Source organism: Mycolicibacterium monacense (assembly GCF_010731575.1).
GTDB classification, from domain to species: domain Bacteria; phylum Actinomycetota; class Actinomycetes; order Mycobacteriales; family Mycobacteriaceae; genus Mycobacterium; species Mycobacterium monacense.
The window spans coordinates 2,200,442-2,224,173 of the sequence record NZ_AP022617.1; the positions used below are offsets into that span (position 1 = coordinate 2,200,442).

Annotated in this window: 22 protein-coding genes; 9 read left to right on the plus strand and 13 right to left on the minus strand. The window is 66.6% G+C overall.

Features of this window, described 5'->3' with window-relative positions; translation table 11 throughout:
* The first annotated feature begins 179 nt into the window (after positions 1–179).
* From G6N49_RS10480 to G6N49_RS10495, 4 genes are all read left to right on the plus strand, one after another.
* Entirely contained in the window at positions 180–1,346 is a 1,167-nt protein-coding gene (locus G6N49_RS10480; protein WP_011855662.1) for an ABC transporter ATP-binding protein, read from the plus strand.
* Positions 1,347–1,419: 73 nt separating this feature from the next.
* On the plus strand, positions 1,420–2,610 hold the full coding sequence (locus G6N49_RS10485; protein WP_011855661.1) for a polyamine ABC transporter substrate-binding protein: 1,191 nt from the start codon (positions 1,420–1,422) through the stop codon (positions 2,608–2,610).
* 9 nt (positions 2,611–2,619) lie between these two features.
* Positions 2,620–3,495 carry an ABC transporter permease gene (locus tag G6N49_RS10490; protein WP_011855660.1) on the plus strand — a complete coding sequence of 292 codons (876 nt, stop codon included), beginning with the start codon at positions 2,620–2,622 and terminating at the stop codon, positions 3,493–3,495.
* Complete coding sequence (locus G6N49_RS10495) at positions 3,492–4,349, plus strand: ABC transporter permease (RefSeq protein WP_011559960.1); 858 nt, start codon at positions 3,492–3,494, stop codon at positions 4,347–4,349. Before G6N49_RS10490 ends, G6N49_RS10495 begins: the two co-directional genes overlap by 4 nt.
* A gap of 82 nt (positions 4,350–4,431) precedes the next feature.
* On the opposite strand, the gene G6N49_RS10500 is transcribed toward G6N49_RS10495, so the two are convergent.
* Positions 4,432–5,265, minus strand: a complete 834-nt coding sequence (locus tag G6N49_RS10500) for an EamA family transporter (protein ID WP_011855659.1) — start codon at positions 5,263–5,265, stop codon at positions 4,432–4,434.
* Positions 5,266–5,541: 276 nt separating this feature from the next.
* Here G6N49_RS10500 and G6N49_RS10505 point away from each other — a divergent pair, with 276 nt between their 5' ends.
* Positions 5,542–6,018: a hypothetical protein gene (locus tag G6N49_RS10505; RefSeq protein WP_011855658.1), complete on the plus strand. Its 477-nt coding sequence runs from the start codon at positions 5,542–5,544 to the stop codon at positions 6,016–6,018.
* Between the two features lie 15 nt (positions 6,019–6,033).
* Here G6N49_RS10505 and G6N49_RS10510 read toward each other — a convergent pair whose 3' ends face one another.
* Genes G6N49_RS10510 through eltD form a run of 8 tightly spaced genes read right to left on the minus strand, consistent with a single transcriptional unit; the run spans position 6,034 to position 14,883 of the window.
* Positions 6,034–6,513, minus strand: coding sequence for a ribose-5-phosphate isomerase (locus G6N49_RS10510; RefSeq protein WP_011559957.1), 480 nt, complete (start codon positions 6,511–6,513; stop codon positions 6,034–6,036).
* Positions 6,510–8,255 carry a D-erythrulose 4-kinase gene (gene derK / locus G6N49_RS10515; protein WP_011855657.1) on the minus strand — a complete coding sequence of 582 codons (1,746 nt, stop codon included), beginning with the start codon at positions 8,253–8,255 and terminating at the stop codon, positions 6,510–6,512. The genes G6N49_RS10510 and derK overlap by 4 nt, the downstream gene beginning before the upstream one ends.
* Positions 8,252–9,379, minus strand: coding sequence for an ABC transporter ATP-binding protein (locus tag G6N49_RS10520; protein WP_011855656.1), 1,128 nt, complete (start codon positions 9,377–9,379; stop codon positions 8,252–8,254). The genes derK and G6N49_RS10520 overlap by 4 nt, the downstream gene beginning before the upstream one ends.
* Positions 9,376–10,497, minus strand: a complete 1,122-nt coding sequence (locus G6N49_RS10525; RefSeq protein WP_011855655.1) for an ABC transporter ATP-binding protein — start codon at positions 10,495–10,497, stop codon at positions 9,376–9,378. The genes G6N49_RS10520 and G6N49_RS10525 overlap by 4 nt, the downstream gene beginning before the upstream one ends.
* The gene (locus G6N49_RS10530) at positions 10,497–11,375 is read right to left on the minus strand and encodes a carbohydrate ABC transporter permease (protein ID WP_011855654.1); all 879 of its coding nucleotides are present in this window, start codon (positions 11,373–11,375) and stop codon (positions 10,497–10,499) included. Before G6N49_RS10530 ends, G6N49_RS10525 begins: the two co-directional genes overlap by 1 nt.
* Positions 11,376–11,377: 2 nt before the next feature.
* Entirely contained in the window at positions 11,378–12,334 is a 957-nt protein-coding gene (locus G6N49_RS10535; protein ID WP_011855653.1) for a carbohydrate ABC transporter permease, read from the minus strand.
* A 12-nt stretch (positions 12,335–12,346) separates the two neighbouring features.
* Positions 12,347–13,774 (minus strand): ABC transporter substrate-binding protein, encoded by a 1,428-nt coding sequence (locus G6N49_RS10540; RefSeq protein ID WP_011855652.1) that lies wholly within the window; start codon positions 13,772–13,774, stop codon positions 12,347–12,349.
* A 20-nt stretch (positions 13,775–13,794) separates the two neighbouring features.
* Positions 13,795–14,883 carry an erythritol/L-threitol dehyrogenase gene (gene eltD / locus G6N49_RS10545; protein WP_011559950.1) on the minus strand — a complete coding sequence of 363 codons (1,089 nt, stop codon included), beginning with the start codon at positions 14,881–14,883 and terminating at the stop codon, positions 13,795–13,797.
* A 117-nt stretch (positions 14,884–15,000) separates the two neighbouring features.
* On the opposite strand from eltD, the gene G6N49_RS10550 reads away from it, so the two are divergent.
* Entirely contained in the window at positions 15,001–16,029 is a 1,029-nt protein-coding gene (locus tag G6N49_RS10550) for a sugar-binding transcriptional regulator (protein ID WP_011559949.1), read from the plus strand.
* Positions 16,030–16,032: 3 nt separating this feature from the next.
* Here G6N49_RS10550 and G6N49_RS10555 read toward each other — a convergent pair whose 3' ends face one another.
* Both G6N49_RS10555 and G6N49_RS10560 read right to left on the minus strand, forming a co-directional pair.
* Complete coding sequence (locus G6N49_RS10555; RefSeq protein ID WP_011855651.1) at positions 16,033–17,238, minus strand: cytochrome P450; 1,206 nt, start codon at positions 17,236–17,238, stop codon at positions 16,033–16,035.
* A gap of 10 nt (positions 17,239–17,248) precedes the next feature.
* Complete coding sequence (locus G6N49_RS10560) at positions 17,249–18,037, minus strand: spirocyclase AveC family protein (protein ID WP_011559947.1); 789 nt, start codon at positions 18,035–18,037, stop codon at positions 17,249–17,251.
* A gap of 186 nt (positions 18,038–18,223) precedes the next feature.
* Here G6N49_RS10560 and G6N49_RS10565 point away from each other — a divergent pair, with 186 nt between their 5' ends.
* The gene (locus tag G6N49_RS10565) at positions 18,224–18,880 is read left to right on the plus strand and encodes a TetR/AcrR family transcriptional regulator (RefSeq protein ID WP_011559946.1); all 657 of its coding nucleotides are present in this window, start codon (positions 18,224–18,226) and stop codon (positions 18,878–18,880) included.
* On the opposite strand, the gene G6N49_RS10570 is transcribed toward G6N49_RS10565, so the two are convergent.
* A complete protein-coding gene (locus G6N49_RS10570) occupies positions 18,877–19,755 on the minus strand; it encodes a mycofactocin-coupled SDR family oxidoreductase (RefSeq protein ID WP_011855650.1) in 879 nt (292 codons plus the stop codon). The two genes, G6N49_RS10565 and G6N49_RS10570, sit on opposite strands and share 4 nt — an antisense overlap.
* A 330-nt stretch (positions 19,756–20,085) precedes the next feature.
* Between G6N49_RS10570 and G6N49_RS10575 the strand changes: the two genes are divergently transcribed.
* Complete coding sequence (locus G6N49_RS10575) at positions 20,086–21,390, plus strand: TetR/AcrR family transcriptional regulator (protein ID WP_011855649.1); 1,305 nt, start codon at positions 20,086–20,088, stop codon at positions 21,388–21,390.
* A gap of 144 nt (positions 21,391–21,534) precedes the next feature.
* Positions 21,535–22,338: a lysophospholipid acyltransferase family protein gene (locus G6N49_RS10580; protein ID WP_011855648.1), complete on the plus strand. Its 804-nt coding sequence runs from the start codon at positions 21,535–21,537 to the stop codon at positions 22,336–22,338.
* Between the two features lie 6 nt (positions 22,339–22,344).
* Here G6N49_RS10580 and G6N49_RS10585 read toward each other — a convergent pair whose 3' ends face one another.
* Positions 22,345–23,721: a WS/DGAT/MGAT family O-acyltransferase gene (locus G6N49_RS10585; protein ID WP_011855647.1), complete on the minus strand. Its 1,377-nt coding sequence runs from the start codon at positions 23,719–23,721 to the stop codon at positions 22,345–22,347.
* Positions 23,722–23,732: the final 11 nt, after the last annotated feature.

Sequence of the window (23,732 nt, forward strand, 5' to 3'; positions counted from 1 at the left end):
ATGCCGAAAGCACGGATTCTTCTGCCGGAACCCCCTCGTGATGAAGGATTCCATTGTAGAAATGTTAAATCGTTGCGGAATCACTTGCGAAGGGTGCCGGGATCGGCGATTGTTTACGCACAGTCCGCAGGGCTGGGATCTGAGGAGGCTGCTTTCTGACCGGCACACACACCACTTCGGTGAACCAGACCGTCGACGGGGTCGCCCCCGACAAGAGCGGCCCGGTCATCGAGATCGACCATGTGACGAAGCGGTTCGCCGACTACGTCGCCGTCGCCGACGCGGACTTCTCCATCGCCTCCGGCGAGTTCTTCTCGATGCTGGGGCCGTCCGGGTGCGGTAAGACCACGACGCTGCGGATGATCGCCGGATTCGAGACACCGACGTCGGGCGCGATTCGCCTCGAAGGCACCGACGTGTCGCGCGTGCCCCCGCACAAGCGCAACGTCAACACGGTGTTCCAGCATTACGCGCTGTTTCCGCACATGAGCGTGTGGGACAACGTCGCCTACGGCCCGCGGAGCATGAAGAAGGACAAATCGGAGGTCAAACGCCGCGTCGACGAACTGCTCGAGGTGGTCCGCCTGACCGACTTCGCCAAGCGCAAACCGGGTCAGCTCTCCGGTGGCCAGCAGCAGCGCGTGGCGCTCGCCCGAGCACTGGTGAACTACCCCAGCGCACTGCTGCTCGACGAACCGCTCGGCGCGCTCGACCTCAAACTGCGCCATGCCATGCAGTTCGAACTCAAACGCATCCAGCGCGAAGTGGGGATCACGTTCATCTACGTCACCCACGACCAGGAGGAGGCGTTGACGATGAGTGACCGCATCGCGGTCATGAACGCGGGCAACGTCGAACAGATCGGCACGCCGACCGACATCTACGACCGGCCCGCGACGGTGTTCGTGGCCAACTTCATCGGGCAGGCCAACCTCTGGTCGGGGCGCCAGACCGGACGCCTCAACCGCGACTACGTCGAGATCGACGTCCTCGGCAGCAAGCTCAAGGCCAGGCCGGGTGACACGGCCATCGAGGCGGGCGGACACGCCACGCTGATGGTGCGGCCCGAACGCCTGCGGGTGTCGATGGAGCCTCCGGTCGGCGACGTGGCCGCAGTCCGGGCGACCGTGCGGGACATGACGTTCCAGGGTCCGGTGGTGCGCCTGTCGCTGGTCGCACCCGACGATTCCCCGATCGTCGCGCACGTCGGCACCGAACAACAGATGCCGCTGCTCCGGCCCGGCGACGAGGTGTACGTCTGCTGGTCGCCCGACGCCTCGCTGGTGCTGCCGGCCGCCGACATCCCGACCACCGAGGATCTCGAAGAGATGCTCGACGAGTCCTGACCCTCGTACCGTCCCGCACTTTCCGCCCCCCGGCCCTTCTCACCTCCAGAAGATCACGAAAGGCACACCCCTCATGCCCCGTTCGTCAGAGTTCGACCCGCAACTGGCCGCCCGCCTCGCCGCCACCCGGGCGTCACGGCGCCGGTTCCTCGGCGGCGGCGCCGCCGCGGCCGCCGCGCTGGCGTTGGGCCCGTCGGTCCTGGCCGCCTGCGGTTCGGACAGCGGCGGCTCGGAGTCCACGACCACCGACGACGGTGGCCCCGCCGGTGGGACGTTGCGGGTCTCGAACTGGCCGCTCTACATGGCCGACGGGTTCGTCGCCGCCTTCCAGACCGCGTCCGGGATCACCGTCGACTACAAAGAGGACTTCAACGACAACGAGGAATGGTTCGCCAAGGTCAAGGAGCCGCTGTCGCGTAAGCAGGACATCGGCGCCGATCTGGTCATCCCCACCGAGTTCATGGCGGCCCGGATCAACGGACTCGGGTGGCTCAACGAGATCCGTGCCGACCGGGTGCCCAACAAGAAGAACCTGCGTCCCGACCTGTTGAACTCGGCCATCGACCCGGGCCGCAACAAGACCGCGCCGTACATGACGGGCATGGTCGGCCTCGCCTACAACAAGGCCGCCACCGGACGTGAGATCACCCGGATCGAGGACCTGTGGGATCCGGCGTTCAAGGGCCGGGTCAGCCTGCTCTCGGACACCCAGGACGGTCTGGGCATGCTGATGCTCTCGCAGGGCGCCTCCCCCGAGCGGCCGTCCACCGAGGCGGTACAGAAGGCCGTCGACCTGGTGCGTGAGCAGAAGGACAAGGGGCAGATCCGCCGCTTCACCGGCAACGATTACGCCGACGACCTCGCGGCGGGCAATGTCGCCATCGCACAGGCGTATTCGGGTGATGTGGTGCAGCTGAAGGCCGACAACCCCGACCTGGAGTTCATCGTTCCCCAGTCCGGTGGCACGTGGTTCATCGACACGATGGTCATCCCCTACACCACCCAGAACCAGGCCGCCGCCGAGGCGTGGATCGACTACGTCTACGACCGCGCCAACTACGCGAAGCTGATCGCCTTCACCCAGTTCGTGCCGGTGCTGTCGGAGATGACCGACGAGCTCAACAAGATCGATCCCGGCGTGGCGGCCAACCCGCTGATCAACCCGCCGGAGTCGACGGTGAACAACCTCAAGTCCTGGGCGGCGCTGACCGATGAGCAGACGCAGGAGTACAACACCATGTACGCCGCAGTGACCGGGGGCTGACGCCCACCCATGGCAGGTGTAGCCAGCAGTAGCCGGCAGCGCAGCAGGATCGCTCCCTATCTGATGATCCTGCCCGCGCTGGCTTATCTCGCAATCTTTTTCGTGTGGCCGCTGATCTCGCTGGCGCGCACGTCGCTGTCGTCGACCAGCGGGTCGGTGTTCCTGCCGACCCTCACCTTCTCGTGGGATTTCGCCAATTACAGTGAGGCGTTCAGCAGGTACTCCGACCAGATCATGCGGTCGTTCGGCTATGCGCTGACCGCGACGATCGTGTGTCTGCTGCTGGCCTATCCGCTCGCCTACGTCATCGCGTTCAAGGCCGGCCGGTTCAAGAACCTGATCCTCGGCCTGGTCATCCTGCCGTTCTTCGTGACGTTCCTGATCCGCACGATCGCATGGAAAACCATTCTGGCCGACGACGGTTTGGTGGTGAGCGCGCTGGGCGCGATCGGGTTGCTGCCCAGCGACGGCCGCCTGCTGTCCACCAGCTGGGCGGTCATCGGCGGGCTGATCTACAACTGGATCATCTTCATGATCCTGCCGCTGTACGTCAGCCTCGAGAAGATCGACCCGCGGCTCATCGAGGCGTCGAGGGATCTGTACTCGTCGAACACCCGCAGCTTTGCGAAGGTGATCCTGCCGCTGTCGCTGCCCGGTGTGCTGGCGGGCAGCCTGCTGGTGTTCATCCCCGCGGCCGGCGACTTCATCAACGCCGAATACCTCGGCAGTACGCAGACCACGATGATAGGCAACGTGATCCAACAGCAGTTCCTCGTCGTCAAGGACTATCCGGCGGCCGCGGCGCTGAGCCTGGTTTTGATGGGCACGATCCTGGCCGGTGTGCTGCTCTACACGCGGGCGCTGGGCACGGAGGACCTGGTATGACCACCCAAGCCGGCGCCGCGGTCGCCGCCGCGGCCGAGCAGCCGCCCCGACCGAAAACCGTTCGGGGAACTCCGAAGTGGGGTGACTGGAGCCTGCGGATCGTCGCCGGCCTGGTGCTGCTGTACCTGTTCATCCCGATCTTCGTGATCGTGCTGTTCTCGTTCAACGACCCCAAGGGGAAGTTCAACTACAGCTGGCAGGGCTTCACGCTCGACAACTGGCTCGACCCGTTCAAGTACCCGGCGCTGACGAACGCGATGAAGTTGAGCCTCAACGTCGCCGGGGTGTCGACGCTCATCGCGCTGGTACTCGGCACGCTCGTGGCCATCGCGCTGGTACGTCAGCGCTGGCGCGGACAGCGTGCTGTCGACACGTTCCTGGTGCTTCCGCTCACCGCGCCCGAGGTGGTGATGGGCGCATCGCTGCTGGTGCTGTTCCTCGACCTGGGCTGGGCGACCGGATACGTCACGATCGTGTTGGCCCACATCGCCTTCGAGGTCAGCTTCATCGCGATGACGGTGCGCGCCCGGGTGCGGGGCTTCGACTGGACACTCGAGGATGCGTCGATGGATCTGGGCGCGAGTCCGACCCGGACGTTCTTCAAGGTGACGCTGCCGTTGATCGTCCCCGGCATCGTCGCCGCGGCGATGCTCTCGTTCGCGCTGTCGCTCGACGACTTCATCATCACCTATTTCGTCAGCGGGTCCACTGTGACGTATCCGCTCTACGTCAACGCGGCGGTCAAGGCCGCGGTGCCACCGCAGATCAACGTGATCGCGACGGCGATCCTCGTGGTCAGCCTGATCCTGTTGGCGGCGGGCACGCTCTACCGCCGCAAGCGCATCGACGTCTAGGCCGGTTTCCGGCGAAACAGCATTCCCTGTCGTCAAGCGCCCCGCTTGGCAGCAGGGAATGCTGTTTCGCGAGAGCGCGGCGTCAGCCGACCTCGACCGGCACGGGTGTCCCCCGCCCGCCGCCGCGTGCCGCCCCGATGCCCGCGGCGACGACGAACACGATGCCGATCACCGCGGCCACCCCCGGCACCTGGCTCAGCGCGACGAAACCGATGATCAACGCGAACGCGGGTTCCAGGCTCATCAGGGTCCCGAACGCGGCCGCGCTGAGGCGGCGCAACGCGAGAAGCTCCAGGGCGAACGGGAACATCGGGAGCATGACCGCCAGCCCGAGCCCGATCAGCAGCAGCTGCGGTGTCAGCCGGTCGAACACCGTCGGTCCCACGACGACCGTGCCGACGAGACCGGCGACGGGCATCGACACCGCCAGCCCGCTGATCCCGGCGACCTGATCACCGACGCGCTGGGTCAACAGGATGTAACCGGCCCAGCACACCGCCGCGGCGAGGGCGTAGGAAACGCCGACGGGATCGACCGCGCCGGTCCACGGCTGCGTCATCAGCAGCACACCGATCGCGGCCAGCCCGGGCCAGAGCACCCGCGCCAGACCGCTCCCCCGCACGACCGCCACCCCGAGCGGTCCCAGGAACTCCAGCGCGCTGGCGGTGGCCATCGGAATCCGGTCCAGTGCAGCCATGAACAGGAGCGTGATCGCGGCGGTGACGACACCGAGCGCCGCGCAGGCCATCAGGCTGCGGCCGGTGAAATCGGCCCGCCGCGGGCGCAGGAAGACCAGGAACAGTAGGCCCGCCCACGCCAGGCGCAACCAGGCCGCGCCTTCGGGGCCGATCTCGTCGATGAGTCCGACCGCGACCGCGACGCCCAACTGCACCGACAGCATCGCAGCCACCGCCATGGCAGCACCGGCGCGGGCTTCGGTGCTGGTCACGATGCATTGATACGGCAAGCCGACCGGCGGCGTCCAACGAGTTTCCGCGGATTCGGCGGTAACAGCCTCCGGGCTGATCCACGAATCAAGGTCAAAATGATTCCGATTCCGGCTTTTGTCCTTTACAGACGCAATTTCGGCGATTCACGCCTCTAGAGGCGTCCGATGGGGAGACCATGAGTGGATTGACGCGGGTGTCAGCGGGTACCCGCGTCTGGTCGGGGATGGCAGCGAGGGGGACTCGTGAACATCGGTAAGGCGTCCGTCGCGGTCGCCGCAACCATGCTCTCGGTCAGCGGGTGTGGGTACAGGTTGGCCGCCTACCCGACCGACGACACGGCGGCCCGACCCGTCGAGCCCCGAACCATGGCGGCCTCCTCCGCCCCCGAAGTCCAGCACAACGCCTCGGTCTCCGCGGCCAACCACGGGGTCCCACCGAACGCCGACGGCGACCCCGCATGCCCGCCGTCACAGGCTTGGGGCCGGCAACCCGAAGGCCGCGGCGTCCTGGTCACGGTGTTGACCCAGGAGGCGACCGCCGTCACCGTGCTGGTGCGGACCAGCACCGGAGTCGACGTCGCCAAACGCGCGATCCTCGACCGGGACGACCTCCACCTGTTCGAGTTCCCCAAGATCGACGCCGACGCCGTGGACGAGGTGCTCATCATGACCAGCACCCAGCGCTGCTTCGCCGTCGCCGACCCGCTGACCTTCAACTGACGGCCGCCGCGGACCTCAGTCGGTGCGCGGTTCGTACCCGCAGATCGCCTCGACCTTGTCCGCGGACTTACTGGCCGGATCGAACTCGTAGTTCAGCCATTCGCGGGCCAGGCGGCGAGCCAACTCGAGTCCGATGACCCGCTGTCCGAAGCAGAGCACCTGGGCGTCGTTGGACAGCACCGACCGTTCGACCGAGAAACTGTCGTGGGCGGTGACCGCACGGATGCCCGGCACCTTGTTCGCGCTGATGGCCACGCCGAGACCGGTACCGCACACCAGCAGGGCACGGTCGGCCTTGCCGTCGGCGACCATCCGGGCCGCCGCGACCGCGATGTGCGGATAGGCCGTGTCCTCGTCGGTGCCCACACCGACGTCGGTGACCTCGGCGACGCGGTCGTCTGCTTTCAGGTCCCCCTTGAGGGCTTCCTTGTATTCGTAGCCGGCGTCGTCGGATCCGACGACGATTCGGAGTTTGGACGTCTGTTGCGCCGTCATTGCGGACTGTCCCCTTTCACGGTGAGGCTTTCGGCGACCGTGCGCGCGCACATCGCCAGCGAGGTCGCGCCGGCGTCGGGGGTCCCGATGCTGCGTTCGGCCAGTGGGCGGGCCCGGCCCACCCTGGGTCGCAGATCGGCGGTGGCGCGTGCGGCGTCCTCCGCCGTCTGCGCGGCCACCGCCCAGGCCTGCTGCCAGCGCTCCCCGTCGGCGACCCGCCGCTCGAGTTCCTCGACGAACGGCAACAGCGCGTCGAGCATCGTCTTGTCACCGGGTGCGGCACCGCCCAGCTGGACCAGCGCGTCGTAACCGTCCCGCATACCCGCGGCGACCGTCGCCGCGTCCGGCCGACCGGTGTCGCCCAGGCGGGTGCCCAACGCGCTGAGCAGCGCACCCCACAGAACCCCGGATGTGCCGCCGGCCTTGGCCGCCCACTCCTTACCGGCCGCGGCGAGCACCGAACCCTGCCCGGCGCCCTGCTCGACCGCATTGGCGGCCGCGGCCCGGGCCGCCGCCGAACCCTTCACCATGCCGCGGCCGTGGTCGCCGTCGCCGGCGATCGCGTCGATGCGGCCGAGTTCGTCCTCGGCGTCGGCGAGCATCGCGGCCAGGGCCTCGAAGATCCGGGCTACCGTCCGGCCGCCGTCACGTCCGGCGTCGTCGGACCGCTCACCGACCGCGGGTGCGGCGGTGGCCGTCCGGATGTCGGCATCGCTGCGCCGATCACCGGAGTCATCAACTGCCGCAGCACCTTTGCGGTAAGCCGGGGTGTCCGCGGGTGCCCGCCAGTACCGCTCGAGTTCGTCGTCGAGCCACATGACGGTCAACGAGCAGCCGGCCATGTCGAGGCTGGTGACGAGCTCACCGACCTCGGGTTCGACGATCTCGTAGCCGCGGTCCCGCAGCAGCCGTGCCACCTCCCCCCATACGACGAACAGCTCTTCGTACTTGGTGCGCCCGAGTCCGTTGAGGATCACCGCGATTCGCTTCGACGCGGCGCCCGCCGGGGCGTCACCGAGCACACCGTCGACGAGGGTGCCGGCCAGACCGGCAGCGGTGGGCATGGCCTCCTCGGCGACGCCGGGCTCACCGTGGATTCCCAGGCCGACGCCCATCTGTCCCTCGGGCACCGTGAACAGCGGATGGTCCGCGCCGGGGAGCGTGCAGCCGTCGAACGCGACACCCAGCGTGCGGGTCGCCGCGTTGGACGCCTCGGCCACCCGCACCACGCCGGCGAGGTCGAGACCCTCCTCCGCGGCGGCGGACGCGCATTTGAACACGGTGAAATCGCCTGCGATACCGCGCCTCTTGGCCTCCTCACCCTTCGGCGCGCTGGCGATGTCGTCGGTGACGGCGAAGTAGTGGGCGTCGACCCCCTCGCCGCGTAACGCGGTGACGGCCAACCCGAAGTTCATGACGTCACCGGCGTAGTTGCCCGTGATGAGCAGGACACCGGCATCGCCGTGCGCGGCGCGGGCGACCGATGCGGCCTCCTCCGTGGACGGCGAGGTGAAGATGTTGCCGACCACCGCACCGTCGGCGAAGCCCGGCCCGACGGTGCCGCAGAACGCGGGGTAGTGCCCGGACCCGCCGCCGATGACGACCGCCACCTTGCCGGGACGGGTCTTGTGCGCACGCACCACCCCACCCGGAACCCCGGCCACGTAGCGCGAATTCGCGTCGAGGAATCCGACGAGCATGTCCTCGGTGAACCGGGCGGGATCGTTGAACAGCTTCGTCACCGCAGACGCTCCCCTGTCTCGGGGTCGAACAGGTACACCCGTTCCGGCGCCGCCGTGACGATCACCTTCTGTTCGGGTTCGTAGGTCTCGGCGGCCGGTGTCTGCACGACGATGCCCTCCTCCATCCCGTTGACGGTGCTGGTGGCCAGGCCGAACTCGAGGAGGTGTTCGAAGTAGGCGACGGTGGTGGCGATCCCGGCCGCGGAGTCCCCGGTGATCGCGCAGTCCTGCGGCCGCAGACCCACCGTGACCGCGGTGCCGTCGGCGACGTCGGTGGCCGCGGTGACCAGACTTCCTGCGCGGTCACCGATCTGCACCGACACCCGGCCGTCGCGCACCCGGGCGACCCCGGGCAGGACGTTGATCTGCGGTTCGCCGACGAACTGCGCGACGAACAGGTTCGCCGGATCGTCGAACACCTCGTCGGGTGTGCCGAACTGCTGCACCACACCGGCGTCCATCACCGCGAGACGGTCGGCCAGCGACAGGGCCTCCACCTGGTCGTGGGTCACCACGATCGTGGTGTAGCCGAATTCGCGTTGCAGCACCTTGAGTTCGCGGCGCACCCGCTGCCGGGCGGAGGCATCGAGATGGCTGAGCGGTTCGTCGAGCAGCAGTACCGGTGGGTTGCGCACGAGCGCGCGGGCCAGCGCCACCCGCTGCTTCTGACCGCTCGACAGCCCGGCCGGGCGCAGATCCATCAGATCGTCCATCTCGAGGCGGCGGCTGATCGAATCCACCATCTGCTCGGCGCCTTTGACCTTGCGGGCCTTCAATCCGTACAGCAGGTTCTCGCGCACCGACATCGGCGGGTACAGGGCGTAGCTCTCGAAGCCGACCCCGATGCCGCGTTTGGCGGCGGGCAGCTGGGAGATCTCACGGTCGCCGATCTTGATGGACCCGCTGGTGACGGTCTCCAGACCGGCGATCATCCGCAGCGTCGTGGTCTTCCCGCAACCGGACGGACCCAGGAGCGCGACGAGTTCACCCGGTTCGATGGCCAGATCGATGCCCTTGACCGCGGTGACGCTCTCCCGTCCGCGCGAGGCGTAGGTCTTCACCAGGTCGGTCAGCGTGAGGCTCTGCGCGGTGGCGGTCCGCGGCTTCTCGGCGGTCAGACTCACTGTGCTGCCTCCAATGTCGATGTGTGATCGGCAGGTCCCAGTCGAGGGGTGTCGCCGTCGCCGTCGCCGACGGCGAAGACGTGGACGTCGGAGTCGGCAACCCTCATCGTGACGTTGTCGCCTTCCCCGACCCCGTGGCGCCCGGAGGTCAACACGATGAGCTGGGTGCCGCCGCAGTCGACGGTCAACTCGATGTTGCGGCCGAGGCGCTCGGCGAGCAGCACCCGGCCCCGCAGCGTTCCTTCGCCGTCGGTGACGTGGATGTCGCTGGGCCGCAGACCGACCCGTACGCGGTCACCGCGGTCGGCGACGGCGCCGGCCGGGATGGCCACGTCCAGCGAGCCGTCTCCGAGCCGGATCCGGTCGTCGTCGACCACCCCGTCGAGCAGGTTGATCTCGGGCTGGCCGAGCGCCCGCGCGACGAAGGTGTCGGCGGGCCGGCGCCAGATGTCCTCGGGTGTGCCGATCTGCACCAGGCGGCCCTCACGCATCACCGCGATCCGGTCGCCCAGCGCCAGCGCCTCCTGGTAGTCGTGCGTGACATAGAGCGTCGTGGTGTTCGACATCGCCCCGAGCTGCTTGAGCTCGGCGCGCATCGCGGCGCGCAGCTTCGCGTCGAGGTGGCTGAGCGGTTCGTCGAGCAGGTAGATGTCGGCGGGGCGCACCAGCACCCGGCCCAGGGCCACCCGCTGCCGCTGACCGTTCGACAGCTCCCGGGGATAGCGCTTCAGCAGGTGGTTGATCCCCAGCGTGGTCGTCACCTGGTCGATCCGCTCGGTGCGCTCGGCCTCGGAATAGCGCCCGGTGCGACCGGATTTCAGCGGGGAGGCGAGGTTCTCGCTGACCGTCTTCTGCGGGTACAGCGCGTAGCTCTCGAACGCCATCGCGACATTGCGGTGGTAGGGCTCGACGTGGGTGACGTCGCGGCCCCCGATGTGCACCGTCCCGCCGTCGATGTCGACCAGCCCCGCGATCGATTTCAGCGTGGTGGTCTTGCCCGCCCCGCTGGGCCCGAGGATCACGAAGAACTCGCCGTTGGCGATGTCGACGGTCACGCCGTCGACGGCTCGCGTCTTGCCGAAGGATTTGTGCAGATCGGCGACAGATACCGTGGCCATCAGGCTTTCACCGCCCCAAATGACAGGCCCCGTACCAGGTAGCGCTGAATGGTCAGCGCCAGGATCAGGGGCGGGAGGGCCGCGATGATCGCCGCCGCGGCTGTGAGGTTGTAGTACGCCTGGCCGCCGCCACCGAGGAACTTCGTGATGGCGACCGTGACGGTGCCGGCATTGCTGTCGGCCAGGATGAGCGGGAAGACGTAGTTGTTCCAGGCGAAGATGAACGCCAGCAGCGCGGCCGCCGCGATACCGGGCCGCACGATCGGCAACGCCACCATGAGGAACGCCCGCTTGCGGGTGTAGCCGTCGAGCAGTGCGGCCTGCTCGAGATCCTCTGGGAGATCCTGGAAGTAGGACCGCAGGATCCACACCACCAGCGGCATGGTCACCAGCTGCAGCACCCAGATCATGCCGACCTTGGTGTCGAACAGCCCGATCTGGTTGTAGATCACGAACAGCGGCACGATGACCATGAGTTCGGGGGCGAACCGGAACGACAGCATCTGGAACATCAGGTCGTTGCTGCCCTTGTACTGCCAGCGGCCGGCCGCGTACGCGGCCGGGATACCGATCACCAGCGAGACGATCACCGCGCCACCACAGTTGATCAGGCTGGTCAGCAGCGATGCCTTGAAGTCCACGCTGGTCATCTCGGTGCCCTTGTCGGAGAGCACCGTCGCGAAGTTCGACCACGTGGGGCTGAACGAGAAGTACGTGGTGGTCTGCTGTTCGGCGTTCTTGAGCGCCAGCATGAGCATCCAGAAGATCGGGAACAGCGAGAACAGGAACCAGAACACCAGCCCCACGTCCGCCGCGACCGAGCCGATCGAGAACCGCTTCTGGCCGGGCGTCAATTCACTTCTGCGGAAGAGTGCCATGGTTACGACTCCGCTCCGGCAGCACGGCGCTGCGCTTTGCCGAGCACGCTGACGAGGTAGCGCGCGGTGATGAACACGATGATCCAGAGCAGCAGCATGTAAGTGCTGCCGCGCGAGTAGTCGAGGTTGATGATCGAATCCTCGAACGCGCCGATCTGCAGGGTGCGGGTGGCGACACCCGGACCGCCCGCGGTGAGCACGTAGATGTGGTCGAACACCTTGAGGTTGTCCATGAACCGGAAGATGACGGCGACCAGGATGTAGGGCCACAGCATCGGCAGCATCAGCTTGCGGAACATGTAGAACCAGTTCGCGCCGTCGACCTCCGACGCCTCGAAGGGTTCCTTGGGCAGTGACCGGATGCCGGCGAGCACGAGGATCGCCACGAACGGGGTGAAGATCCACAGGTCGACGAGGATGACCGACCACAGCGCATTGCCCGCCGACAACCAGTCGAACGTGTTGCCCAGGCCCAGAACGTGGTTGAGGATGCCGAACTGCGGGTTGAACATCAGCTTCCAGATCACGCCCGCGATCACCGGCGCGATCATCAACGGCAGGATCAGCACCTTCTCGAAGATCTTGCCGATGATGCTCGACCGGTTGAGCAGCAGCGCCAACCCGACACCGAGGACGGTCTCGATCGTGGTGGCCACCACGGCGAAGATGCCGGTGACCTTGACGCTCTCCCAGAAGATCTGGTCACCGAGAACGGAGGCGAAGTTCTCGAACCAGACGAAGTGGGGGTCGGGGTTGACCGCCGCGTAGTTGAGGAACGCGTAGTAGGCACCGACGAAGAACGGGTACAGGATGCCGATGACGATGACCAGGGCCGGAATCGACAGTAGGTACGGCCGAAGCTTGCGTCGCCAGGTCGGCACCTCGGGCAGTGGCCGGCCCGGATCCTGTGCCCGCTGTTCGGGCGAGGCCTCCGGCGCCTTGGGGGTCTGAGTGGTCATGGGACACGGCTCCTAGAGGTTGACCTTGGAGGTGTTGGTCTTGGCCAGGCTGCGCAGCCGGGACGCGGCGTCGTCCCCGCCGTAGATGTCCTGCAGCGCAACGGCCCAGTCCTTGGTGGTGTCGAAGAACTTCTTCTGCGGGGTGAACTGGATCTTGGAGGTGGGGATCACCGTCTCGAAGGTCTCGAGGTAGCCGTACTGATCGGCGGCGATCCGCTTGAACGTCGTGTCGAACACCGACTGCCGCACCGGATCTGCGTAGATGCCGCCCTCGACGGCTTTGTTCATCGACTCCTTGCCGGTGGCCCACTGGATGAACAGCCAGGCCGGCAGTTTGTTGCGGGAGTTGGCGTTCATCGCCCACGTCCAGGTCCACAGGTTGGTCTTGTAGTTGCCGTCGGGGCCGGCCGGACCCGGATACCAGCCGAGGTTCCCCGCCTGTGCGCTCGCGCCGGGCTTGTTCTTCGGATACGTCGCGCTGTCGGCGTCGTAGACCATCATCGCCTTGCCGTCACCGAGATCACCGGTGGCGTTCGGGTAGTCGTAGGTGGTCCACGAGGTGGGGCCCGCCTCGTGCTGCATCCGGATCCACTTCTCGGTGAAGTCGACGGCCTTGTCGCTGTCCATCTCGGCGACCAGATCGCGGCCGTCGAACGTGTAGTCGACGGCGCCTTCGCGGACGTACTGCGTCATGAAGCCCGGGTGGATCGTGGCCCACGACTTCGATCCGCGGGTGGCGATGCCGTACCGGTTCTCCGAGCGGTCGGTCAGGTCCACGGCCAGCTGGATGAAATCGTCGAAGTTGTCGGGCAGTTTCCTGATGCCCCGCCGGTCGAAATAGGCCTTGTTGTAGGCGACGACATTGTTCTCGAACCCCCACGGGATCGCCCACTGACCGCCGGTGCCCAATGGGTTGCCCAACGTGAAGTCCCACCGCGTGGAGGTGCGCAGACCCTCGAAGATGTCCTCGAAGTCGTACTCGGCGTTGGTCGCCGAGGCGTTCTGCAGCCACGGGTTGAGATCCTCGATCCAACCGGGCGGACCGTACTGCCAGATGAAGTAGGCACCCAGCATGAACGCATCGTGCTTGCCGGTGCCGCCCGCCAGTTCGGTGTTGAGCTTGGTGAAGTAGTCCGCCTCCGGCACGAGATCGACGTTGACGTTGATCCCGGTGAGCTCGGTGAACTCCTTGAGCAGCGGCTGGTAGCTCTGCTGATACGGGTGCGGGGTCTGCAGGATGTTGATCGTCGACCCAGCAGCCTTACGCCAGTCGAATCCGCCGCTCACCTCCGAGGCGCCGTTCGGGGCGCTGGTCTTGCCGCCGACGCCGCAGGCCGAGAGCACCGGCAGGCTCGCGGCCGCCGCTCCGGCGATTCCCATGGCGGCCAACATGTTCCGGCGCGACAGCTGACGTTGCTGCGCGAACCGATCTCGACTCATCTGGTGTGTTCCTTCGGCGCTCAGGCGGGGATCAACGAAACCTTGACGGACTCTTTACCGCTCGCGACGAGGTCGAGACCCTTCTGGAAGTCGGTGAGCGGTAGCTGATGGGTGCAGATCTCGTCCATCGGCAAGATGCCGGATTCGATCATCTTGATGGCGGCCGGCCAGCAGTACGGCCCGAGATGCGCGCCGAGCACGTCGAGTTCCTTGTCGTCGCTGATGATGCTCCAGTCGACGGTGACGTCACTGCCGAACACCCCGTACTCGACGTAGCGGCCGAGCTTGCGTAACAGGTTGAGCCCCTGCGGAACCGCCGACGTGTGGCCGGTGCCCTCGAGGTAGACATCGGCGCCGTAGCCGTCGGTGAGCTCCTTGACGATCGCCACCGCATCCTGTTCGGCGATGTTGATCGTGATGTCGGCGCCGCACTTCTCGGCCAGTTCGAGCTTGTCGGGGGCCAGGTCGAGCGCGATGACGTGCATCGGGTTCTTGGCCCGCGCACCCGCGATCATGCCGAGCCCGATCGGTCCGCACCCCGCGACGACGACGGTGTCCTCGAAGGTGATCTGGGCGCGTTCGACCGCGTGCAGGGAGCACGACAGCGGTTCGGCGAAGGCGGCATGATGGGGCTTGATGTCTTTGGACACCTTGTGCACCAACGCTTCTGCCGGATACACCATGTAGCTGGCCATGGCGCCGGGCGTGCGGCGCTTGAAACCGTAGAGGTCGTGCGGCTGACACATGTGGTACTGGCCGCGCTTGCAGAAGCGACACTCCCAGCACGGCACGATCTGCTCGGAGACCACACGGTCACCGACGGCGATCCCCCACCGCTGGGCGGCGTCGTCGTCGAGTTCGACCACCGTGCCGACGAACTCGTGTCCGGGGATGACCATGGTCTCGGCCCACGCGGGGCGGTTCTCGTCGCCCCAGAACTTCGCCGCGCCGTGGTAGCACTTCAGATCGCTGGCGCAGATGCCGACCGCTTCGACCCTGATCAGCGCTTCGCCGGGTCCGCGCTGCGGTACGGCGATCTCCTCGAGTCGATAGTCACGCGGTCCGTGACAGACCACTGCCTGCATCTTTTCCGGGATCTGGTCGGACATCGAGCGCTCCTCCTGTGTGGTTGCGCTCACACTAACCAATGCGGTGCACATCTGTCCAGAACATCTGTTCAGGGAGAATCTGTTCAGCGTCAGGCGTTCAATGTCATACTTCTAGGCGTGCCCCGGCCCGCACAGCCCGCGTCCGCGCCCGGTGTCGACAGTCCGATCCCGGACTCCGACGCCGGCCATTTCCCCGCTTCGCTGCTCTACGCCGCGGCGAAGCTCTACTACACCGAGGACGCCACCCAGGCCGAGGTGGCCTCCCAGCTCGGCACCAGCCGGGCGACGGTGAGCCGCCTGCTCGCCGAGGCCAAACGCCGCGGCATCGTGCGCATCGAGGTCGTGCCGCCCGCGGAGGTCGCCTCCGGTGATCTCGCAGACCGGGTGGCCCGGGCGCTGTCGCTGACGACCGTCTTCCTCAGCCATCCCTTGCCTCATCCCGGCCCGGGGCGCGGCATCGTCGACGTGATGGGGGCCGCGCTGGCGCCGGCGGTCGGACGGGCGTTGTCGGGTGCCGGACTGCTACCCGGGGACGTGTTGCTGGTGTCGAGCGGGCGCACGGTATACGAGGTCTCCCAGTACGACCTCGTACCGCTGCCGGGCGTGCTGGTGGCCCCGACCGTCGGCGGCAACGACCAGCCCGAGGAGTGGTACCAGACCAACGAGATCACCCGCCGGGTCGCCAATCGGGTCAACGGCAGGCCGAACTACCTGTTCGCCCCCGCCCTGCCCGGGCCGGAACTGTATCCGTCGCTGCTCAACGATCCGAGTATCCAACGCGTGCTGCACCTGTGGCCGCACGCCCGGTGCGCGCTGATGGGTGTCGGGGCGCCGCCGCTCATGCGTTCGGACATCCCCCAGTTCGTCCCGACCCGGTCGAACTCACTGCGTGCGGCCGTCGGCGACGTGTGCTCGCGCTTCTACGACCGCGACGGCAACGAGGTCGACTTCGAGGGCAGCGACCGTCTGATCGCCGTCGAACTCGAGGTGTTACGCCACGTCCCCGTGACGATCGCCGTCGCCGTCGGCAGCGACAAGGTGTCCTCGATCGTCGCCGGCGCGCGCGGCGGTTACTTCAACCAGTTGGTCACCGACCCGGGCACCGCGGCGGCCATCCTCGAGGCGGTCGACGGTAGGACCGACTGAGCGTCAGCGCGTCCTCACCGGCAGTTTCGCCCACCCGCGCACGCTGGACGTCCGCGCCCTGGTGGCGTTGGCGTAGTCGACGTCCCAGTCCGTCCACCGCGCCAGGACCTCCTCGAACGCCACCCGCGCCTCGAGCCTCGCCAACGCCGAGCCGAGGCAGAAATGCAGTCCCTGCCCGAAGCTCAAATGGCCTGCCTTGCGGTGGATGTCGTAGCGGTCGGGATCGGTGAACCGGGTTTCATCGCGGTTGGCCGACCCGTTGAGCAGCAGCATGTAGGACCCTTCGCCGACGGTGCGCCCGTACAACTCGACATCCCGTGCGACATAACGTGCCTGAACCGGGGACGGCGGCTCGTACCGCAACGTCTCCTCCACCGCCGAGGGGATCAGCGACGGGTCGGCGACGAGTTCGCGCCGCTGATCGGGATGTTCACCGAGGAGCTGACCCATGAATCCGATGAGCCGCGCCGTCGTCTCGTTGCCGGCACCGGCGATCATCGCGGTGTAGGCGAGAACCTCGGTGCGCTCGAGCTGCCGGCGCGTTCCATCGGGTTCCTCGACCTCCGCGTTGAGCAGTTCGGTCATCAGATCGTCGGACGGGTGCGTCGACCGCCATTCGATGTACTCGGCGAACACGCCAAGGGATTCCTCGAAGATGGTCTGGCTGACCTCGCCGGTTCCGCTCCCCTGCGAGCCGACGGTGATGCTCTTGTCGTTGAGGTCGCGGATCTGCTGCTGACCCTCCTCGGGGATGCCGAGCAGATAGCCGATCGTGCGCATGGGCATGATCGCGCCGAGATCGGTGACGAAGTCGAAACCCTCCGCGTCCCGCAGCGGATCCAGTGCGCGCGAACAGAAGCCGCAAACGAGGTCCTCGACGGCTAGCATGCGCCGGGGGGTGAACACCCGCGACAGCAGCCGCCGGTGCAGATCGTGCAGCGGCGGGTCCTCCCAGAGAAGGATTCCCGGCGGCACCTCGATGCCACTGAACAGGATGTCTGCGGTGGTACCGCGACCCGACCGATAGGTCTGCCAGTCCGGCAGAGCGCGCACGACATCGTCGTAGCGACTGAGCGCGTAGAACCCGTATCGGCTGTTGCGGTACAGCGGCGCCTCCGCGCGCATCCGTTTCCAGACCGGGTACGGATCGTCGTCGATCACGAAATCGAAGGGGTCGTAGTACAACTCGACCGCAGGATCACCTGTCACGGCGGGAACCTCATCGTGGTTGATTGGGCACACCAGGGAACAACTGCTCCGTCGGTCCCGATGTCACGTCACCGCGGAGCTTCGTCACCAGGTGCGGGGCGAAGACGGCGCCGTACACCGTGTGTCCGACGACGACCACGGCCACGATCGACACGACCGCAGACTGCCACCGGGTCTTCGACACCCGGTCGGACCACGATTCGATGACGTTGCGCCCCTGTCCGTCCGTGCGCCCGAGGAGATAGGCGAACACCATCACCTGGATGCCCATCGCGATCGCGTCGTAAATCGGGTATTGGTACTTGCCACCTTCGAAGATCGCCAGTCCGGGGATCACGTAGCCGTAGTAGAAGACACCGAGCCGCGGACCGAAGAACCCGTTGAACAGCAGGGCCCAGAGGAAACCGACGAGCAGGCCGGCCGCCAACAGCGTCTGGGGCCTTCGCCACCCGAACCGCGCGACGATCCGTCGTCCGAGTGCTGCGCCGATCACCGCGGGCAGCACGAAGTAGGCGATGTACCCGATGGGCACGGCCGATGGCAGGCCACCGCCCCAGGTCATGTTCAACGGCCACCACGAGGGCATCCGCGGGAGCGCGGGTGGGAACTGGGCGTACACCGCCCAGTCGTACGGTGCCTCGATCCACGAGAACGAGATCGCCGAGATGGACACCAGCAGCAGCGGGTGCAGCCGGCCGCGCCGCACGCTCAGGAACACCCCGACGCCGAGGAACACGACTCCGCCGACGTAGGCGAACGACAGCCCGGCGATCAGCGCGGGCGTGAGCTCGGTGCTCACCGGTCGCGCGCCGTGCGCTCACGCGCTTCCGGGTCCAGGAAGACGACCGCACCGACAATGACGACGATGAGCCCGAACAGCGTGCCGAGCATGATGACTGCGCCCATTCCAGCCCCTTCCACCGATCGATTAATAGTGGACACTATTAATATGCTCGCGGTCAAGACCCAGCTAGGGTGAACGACGGTGCCACAGCGAGATTCGTCCGATCAGCCGACCTCCGTCGCGGCCCGGGCCGGCCGCCGGCCTCGGGGCGAGGCGCGTCGGTTGCTGCTCGACGCCGCCCGGGATCTGTTCGCGCGCAAGGATTACCGCGCCACCACCACCCGAGAGATCGCAGAAGCCGCGGACGTCAGCGAGTACCTGCTGTTCCGCCACTTCGGCTCCAAGGCCGGGCTGTTCCGCGAAGCCCTCGTCGTACCGTTCACGACCTTCCTCGACGACTTCGCGCAGACGTGGCAGGCCGTCGTCCCCGAGGAGACCGATGAGGAGCAGTTGGCCCGCCAGTTCGTCGGCAGGCTCTACGACGTGCTCGTCGAGCACCAGGGTCTGCTGCTCACCCTCGTCGCCTCCGACGGACTCGACGACGAGGAGATCGAAGCCGCGGGTATCGCCGATATCCGCCGAGCGCTGAGCATGCTCGGCCGGATCAGCGCCGAAGGTATGCGATTGCGGGGGAAGCGGTCGCGTCAACCGGACCTTCCCGCACATTCGACCGTGGCGATGATCGTCGGCATGGTGGCGCTGCGCAGCACCTTCTTCGGCAGCAGCCCGCCGTCGCGAGAGGCCATCGTGGACGAACTCGTCCAGGCCATCCTGCACGGCTTCCTGCACCGCCCCTAGCCACCGGGTCCGTTGGGCCACTTCAGCAGCGACCCGGCGTCGACGCGGATGTGCTGACCGGTGATGTAGCGGCTGTCGTCGGAGGCGAGGAACACGCCGAGGTTGGCCATGTCCTCCGGTTCGATGTACGGGATCGGCATGGCCTGGAACAGGTTGAACAGCGGTTCGGCGTCCTCGCGGGTGGGCGTCTTGCCCTCGGCCTTCAGATCAGGCCGGAACACGCCGTACATGCCCTCGTTCTGCAACAGGTGGGTGTTGCAGTTCGTCGGATGGATCGCGTTGATACGAATCATCCTGGGCGCCAGGTGGAGACACATCTCGTCGACGTACTCCATGACTATCCGCTTGCTCCATCCGTAGCCGGCGCCCCCGGGACCCATGTCCGGGCTGGTGGTGGTCCCGCGGATCATGCCCGCGGTCGAGCCGGTGACGATGATCGAGGCGCCGTCCGGAAGGTGCGGGATGGCGACCGCGACGGTGTTCATCACCCCGAGCAGGTCGACGTCGGAGGCGTCGACGAACCCCATCGGGTCGGGATTGCCCATCGCCATCGGAAGGATTCCCGCGTTCGCGACGACGATGTCGATCCTGCCCAGATCCGCCAGACCGGCGTCGACCGCATCGCGCAGTTCGTGGCGTTCCCGGACGTCGGCGATCCGCGCGACGACGCGTCTGCCGATCTCCTTGACGGAACGCTCGGTTTCGGCGAGGTCTTCCGGGGTGGCGAGTGGATACGGGTTGGACGGGATGTCGCGGCAGATGTCGACCGCGATGATGTCGGCACCCTCCCTGGCCATCGCGATCGCGTGCGCCCGCCCCTGGCCGCGGGCCGCGCCGGTGATGAAAGCGACCTTGCCGTCGAGTTTTCCGGTCATGTGGCGCTCCCGTGCTCCGTGGGTCGTGAGACGCGAGCGAATCTCGCGCGAACAATCACCAAAGCTATGCCATTCGAGCGGCTCCGATCAACAGGTTGTGGGACAAACGTTTGGTACCAATTCAGCCTTTCACGTCCACGGCCGGCCACTCACAGCGGAACGTGTCCTACCAAACGGGTCTTCCACGTCGTGACGGGCGACCGATGTTTCACCAGGCAGGAGGCGGTGTCCCGCCTCTCGTATCTGATACTCTTCACCAAAGATTGGGTCAGCGGGACGAGCCCGCGTAGGGAGCCGTTGGTAGTTGGCGGAGTCGTGGAGTGTCGCACAGTGACGAACAAGCGCAATGCAGCGAAGCGCACTTCCGACAACGGGTCCGTCGCAGGCAGCTCATATGACGACGGCACGCGCCGCACCGAGATACTGCAGACCGCGGCCCGCATGATCGCGACGTCAGGATTGCGCACATCACTGCAGGAGATCGCCGACGCCGCCGGCATTCTGCCCGGCAGCCTCTATCACCACTTCGAATCCAAAGAGTCGATCCTCGTCGAACTACTGCGGCGTTATCACGCCGATCTCGACCGGATCGCCGAACACGCACAGGCCACGCTGGACGACCCGTCGTCACACTCCGCCTTCGACCGGGTTCTCGAGTTGAGCGTGGCGATCGCGCAATGTGCCGTGACGCACCGCGCCGCGCTGCAGATGTCGTTCTACGAGGGCCGCAGCTCCAACCCCGAACTGGCGACTTTGGCGCAGCGGCGACCGACCGCGGTATTGCAGGCCATGCTGCAGACACTGCGGGCAGCCAGATGGAGCGGTTGCATCAGGTCCGACGTCGATCTTCCGGTGCTGGCCGACCGGATGGTGCAGACGATGCTGCAGGCGGGTCTCGACGTCATACGCCAGAACACGCCCGTCGAAAAGGTGGCCACTCTGCTGACCCGAATCGAGCTCGAGGGCCTGGCAGCCGAGCCTCCGACTGATCAGATGCTCGACCAGTCGGCCGCGTTCTCGGCCGCCGACGCCGTCGTGCAGTCTTGGAACGACAACGAGACCGAGGCCGACGACAAGGCGGCACACGTGCGCGCAGTCGCCCGGACGGAATTCGGGCGTCGGGGTTATGAAGTCACCACCATCCGGGACATCGCTTCGGCAGCCGGCATGGGTACCGGCACGGTGTACCGGCTGATCGGTTCCAAGGACGAGTTGCTCGTGTCGATCATGCGGTCCTTCGGAGAGAAGGTGGCCATGGGCTGGACCGAGGTGCTCAGTGCCGACGCGACAACGATCGAGAAGCTGGACGCGTTGAGCTGGATCAACACCAACGCGCTGGACCGCTTCGGCGACGAGTTTCGGATTCAGCTGGCCTGGATGAGGCAGTCGCCTCCCGGTACGCCGAACCCCGGGTGGTTGTTCTCAAAACGTGTGCGACAGATGAGAAGTCTGCTGGCCGAGGGCATCCGATCCGGCGAGGTGCGCGTCGACAGCCCGCCGAACGATCTGTTGGCGCGCGGCGTCATCGGAATCGGCTGGATCCCGGAGAACATCCTGCGCGACCTCGGAACGCGCCGGGCACTGATTCACGTCCGCGATACGACACTTCGTGGCGTCGTCGAACGCAACGCCTGACGCCGCCCCGGCCTCCGTCACCCCCGGTTTCGAACCAAATACTTGTTCTGATGTAGCATGAGCGGAGTGCGCTCGGACGTCGGCGGGGTGTAGCAGTGGCCCACGGGTCGGTGGCACAAGCGTGATCAGGTAAGGACTCACTCGATGAACGATGCCGCAGACCGATACGACCCGTCTCGCTGGGATCCGAATTCGACCCGCAAGCTCCTCGACGCCGCCCGCCCTGTCGGCAAGCACTGGTTCCGCTGGGAAGTGCGCGGTATGGAGTCGTTCCCACGCAGCGGTGGAGTACTGACCGTGTCCAACCATTCGGGCGGCATTCTCACGCTCGACACCGTGACGTTCAGTAGCGCCTACTATGACCGCTTCGGCTACGACCGGCCGGTGCTCACGTTGGGACACGACGCGTTGTTCACCGGCCCCATCGGTGACTGGGTGTCGCGCATCGGGCTCATCCCCGCCCATCGGGCGGTCGCCACACAGGCGCTGCAGTCGGGCGCGGTCGTGCTGGTTTTCCCGGGTGGTGTCTACGACGCCTATCGGCCGACGCTGCGCGCCAACGTCGTCGACTTCAACGGTCGAACGGGCTATGTGGCGACCGCGTTGGCGGCGGGTGCGCCCATCGTGCCGGTCGTGTCCATCGGGGGTCAGCAGAGTCAACTGTTCCTCACTCGCGGCACCTGGCTCGCGAAACGGCTCGGACTCGAGCGGTTCCGCTCCGACATCCTCCCGATCTCGGTGGGTTTTCCCTTCGGGGTCAGCGCCGTCGTTCCGATCAATCTCCCGTTGCCGACGAAGATCGTCACGCAGGTGCTGGCTCCGATCGACGTCGCCACACAGTTCGGCCCCGACCCGGACGTCGCGGAGGTGGACGCCCACGTCCGAGCGGTCATGCAGAGCGCGTTGAACGAGCTCGCCGAGCAACGGCGCCTACCCGTTCTGGGATGACAGCCGCTAGATGCCGGCAGCGCAGTGAATTTCATGGAATGCCTCGAGGAGAGCGTCGGTGGCCTCTGACGTGTCTCCGACGGTCACGTCGTCGGTGATCACCGAGATGTTCAGCTGGTCGACATAGCTCCACACGGTGATGTTCATACCGCACCCGGGCGCCAACGGACCCACCGAACAGATCTCATCGACGCGGGCTCCGTCGAAGTGACCATAGTTGCGCGGTCCTGGAACGTTCGAGATCGGAATGTTCATGAGACGGTGGTCGGTGTCGTGCTCGGCAACCCACTGTAGAACTCGCGTGGCGACGGCAGGGGGTACGTAACCCATCAGCCGCCCGTACAACTCCTGGTCGAACAGCCGTTGGTTCTCCTTGGCGATCGTGGTCGCCTTCGACACCAGTCGGAGACGCTCCAGCGGGTCGTCGATGTGCACCGGGAGAGATACGGCGAGACCACCGATCTCATTGCCCGTGATCCGCTCGCTCGACTGGTCGGTGCTCAGCGGAACCGACGCGACGATGGGTCGGTCGGCGGCCCCGTCGTAGCGCAGCGACAATGTGCGCAGAGCGCCAGTCGCCATCGCCAGCACCAGGTCGTTGATCGTGATCCCCAGGTGTCTGGCCGTGATCTTGACGAGTCCCAGCGGTAGCGTGTCGCTGGCGAACGCACGAGCCGGCGAGACCACGTGGTTGAGAAACGTTGCCGGAGCGTGCATCAACTGCGCGAAGTCGGGCTGCTCACCGCGTTGGCGTGCCCGCCGGTGCAGTCGCCAGGAGCCCGCGGCGACATCGCGAACCGTTTCGGGCATCTCGGCAAGCTGACGCAGATGATCGCGGCCGGCGGCGCGCAGAAGTTGTCGAGGCGACGGTGGCGCACACGGTTCGGCGGTGCTCGACGCGACATCACCTGCGCCGTCCATCAGCCGGGCCAGCAGGTTGGCTGAGGCCACGCCGTCGGCGAGGGCATGGTGCACCTTGCCGATCAGCGCCCATCGGCCGTCAGCCAGGCCGTCGGCGAAATAGAACTCCCACAGTGGATATCGCCGATCCAATGGCGTACTGGCTATTTCGCCGATGACACGGTCGAGCTCGCGCCTGCCGCCGGGGGCGGGCACCCTCACGCGCCGCAGATGGTAGTCGAGGTCGACGCTGCAGTTCTCCAGCCACATCGGATGGTGCAGCCGCCCCGGTATCTCGACGAGTTTGTAGCGCAGAGGCTCCAGGAGTGGCAGCCGTCGTTCGAGGCCTCGGCGGAACGCCCCGAAACCGGCGTCAGGGTCAGAGTCCGCCGGACTGAGGATCGCGATCTTGAGCGTGTGGGTGTGGACGTTGGGCGTTTCGCTGTAGAGCAGCAGCGCGTCCATCCCGTTCAGGCGCTTCATCGCTCACCTCT

Bases quoted from the DNA above. Each gene is read 5' to 3' on its own strand.
- G6N49_RS10485 (WP_011855661.1), top strand. From the start codon at position 1,420: ATGCCCCGTTCGTCAGAGTTCGACCCGCAACTGGCCGCCCGCCTCGCC.
- G6N49_RS10490 (WP_011855660.1), top strand. From the start codon at position 2,620: ATGGCAGGTGTAGCCAGCAGTAGCCGGCAGCGCAGCAGGATCGCTCCC.
- G6N49_RS10495 (WP_011559960.1), top strand. From the start codon at position 3,492: ATGACCACCCAAGCCGGCGCCGCGGTCGCCGCCGCGGCCGAGCAGCCG.
- G6N49_RS10500 (WP_011855659.1), bottom strand. From the start codon at position 5,265: ATGGCGGTGGCTGCGATGCTGTCGGTGCAGTTGGGCGTCGCGGTCGCG.
- G6N49_RS10510 (WP_011559957.1), bottom strand. From the start codon at position 6,513: ATGACGGCGCAACAGACGTCCAAACTCCGAATCGTCGTCGGATCCGAC.
- G6N49_RS10525 (WP_011855655.1), bottom strand. From the start codon at position 10,497: ATGGCCACGGTATCTGTCGCCGATCTGCACAAATCCTTCGGCAAGACG.
- G6N49_RS10530 (WP_011855654.1), bottom strand. From the start codon at position 11,375: ATGGCACTCTTCCGCAGAAGTGAATTGACGCCCGGCCAGAAGCGGTTC.
- G6N49_RS10535 (WP_011855653.1), bottom strand. From the start codon at position 12,334: ATGACCACTCAGACCCCCAAGGCGCCGGAGGCCTCGCCCGAACAGCGG.
- G6N49_RS10540 (WP_011855652.1), bottom strand. From the start codon at position 13,774: ATGAGTCGAGATCGGTTCGCGCAGCAACGTCAGCTGTCGCGCCGGAAC.
- eltD (WP_011559950.1), bottom strand. From the start codon at position 14,883: ATGTCCGACCAGATCCCGGAAAAGATGCAGGCAGTGGTCTGTCACGGA.
- G6N49_RS10570 (WP_011855650.1), bottom strand. From the start codon at position 19,755: ATGACCGGAAAACTCGACGGCAAGGTCGCTTTCATCACCGGCGCGGCC.
- G6N49_RS10580 (WP_011855648.1), top strand. From the start codon at position 21,535: ATGAACGATGCCGCAGACCGATACGACCCGTCTCGCTGGGATCCGAAT.
- G6N49_RS10585 (WP_011855647.1), bottom strand. From the start codon at position 23,721: ATGAAGCGCCTGAACGGGATGGACGCGCTGCTGCTCTACAGCGAAACG.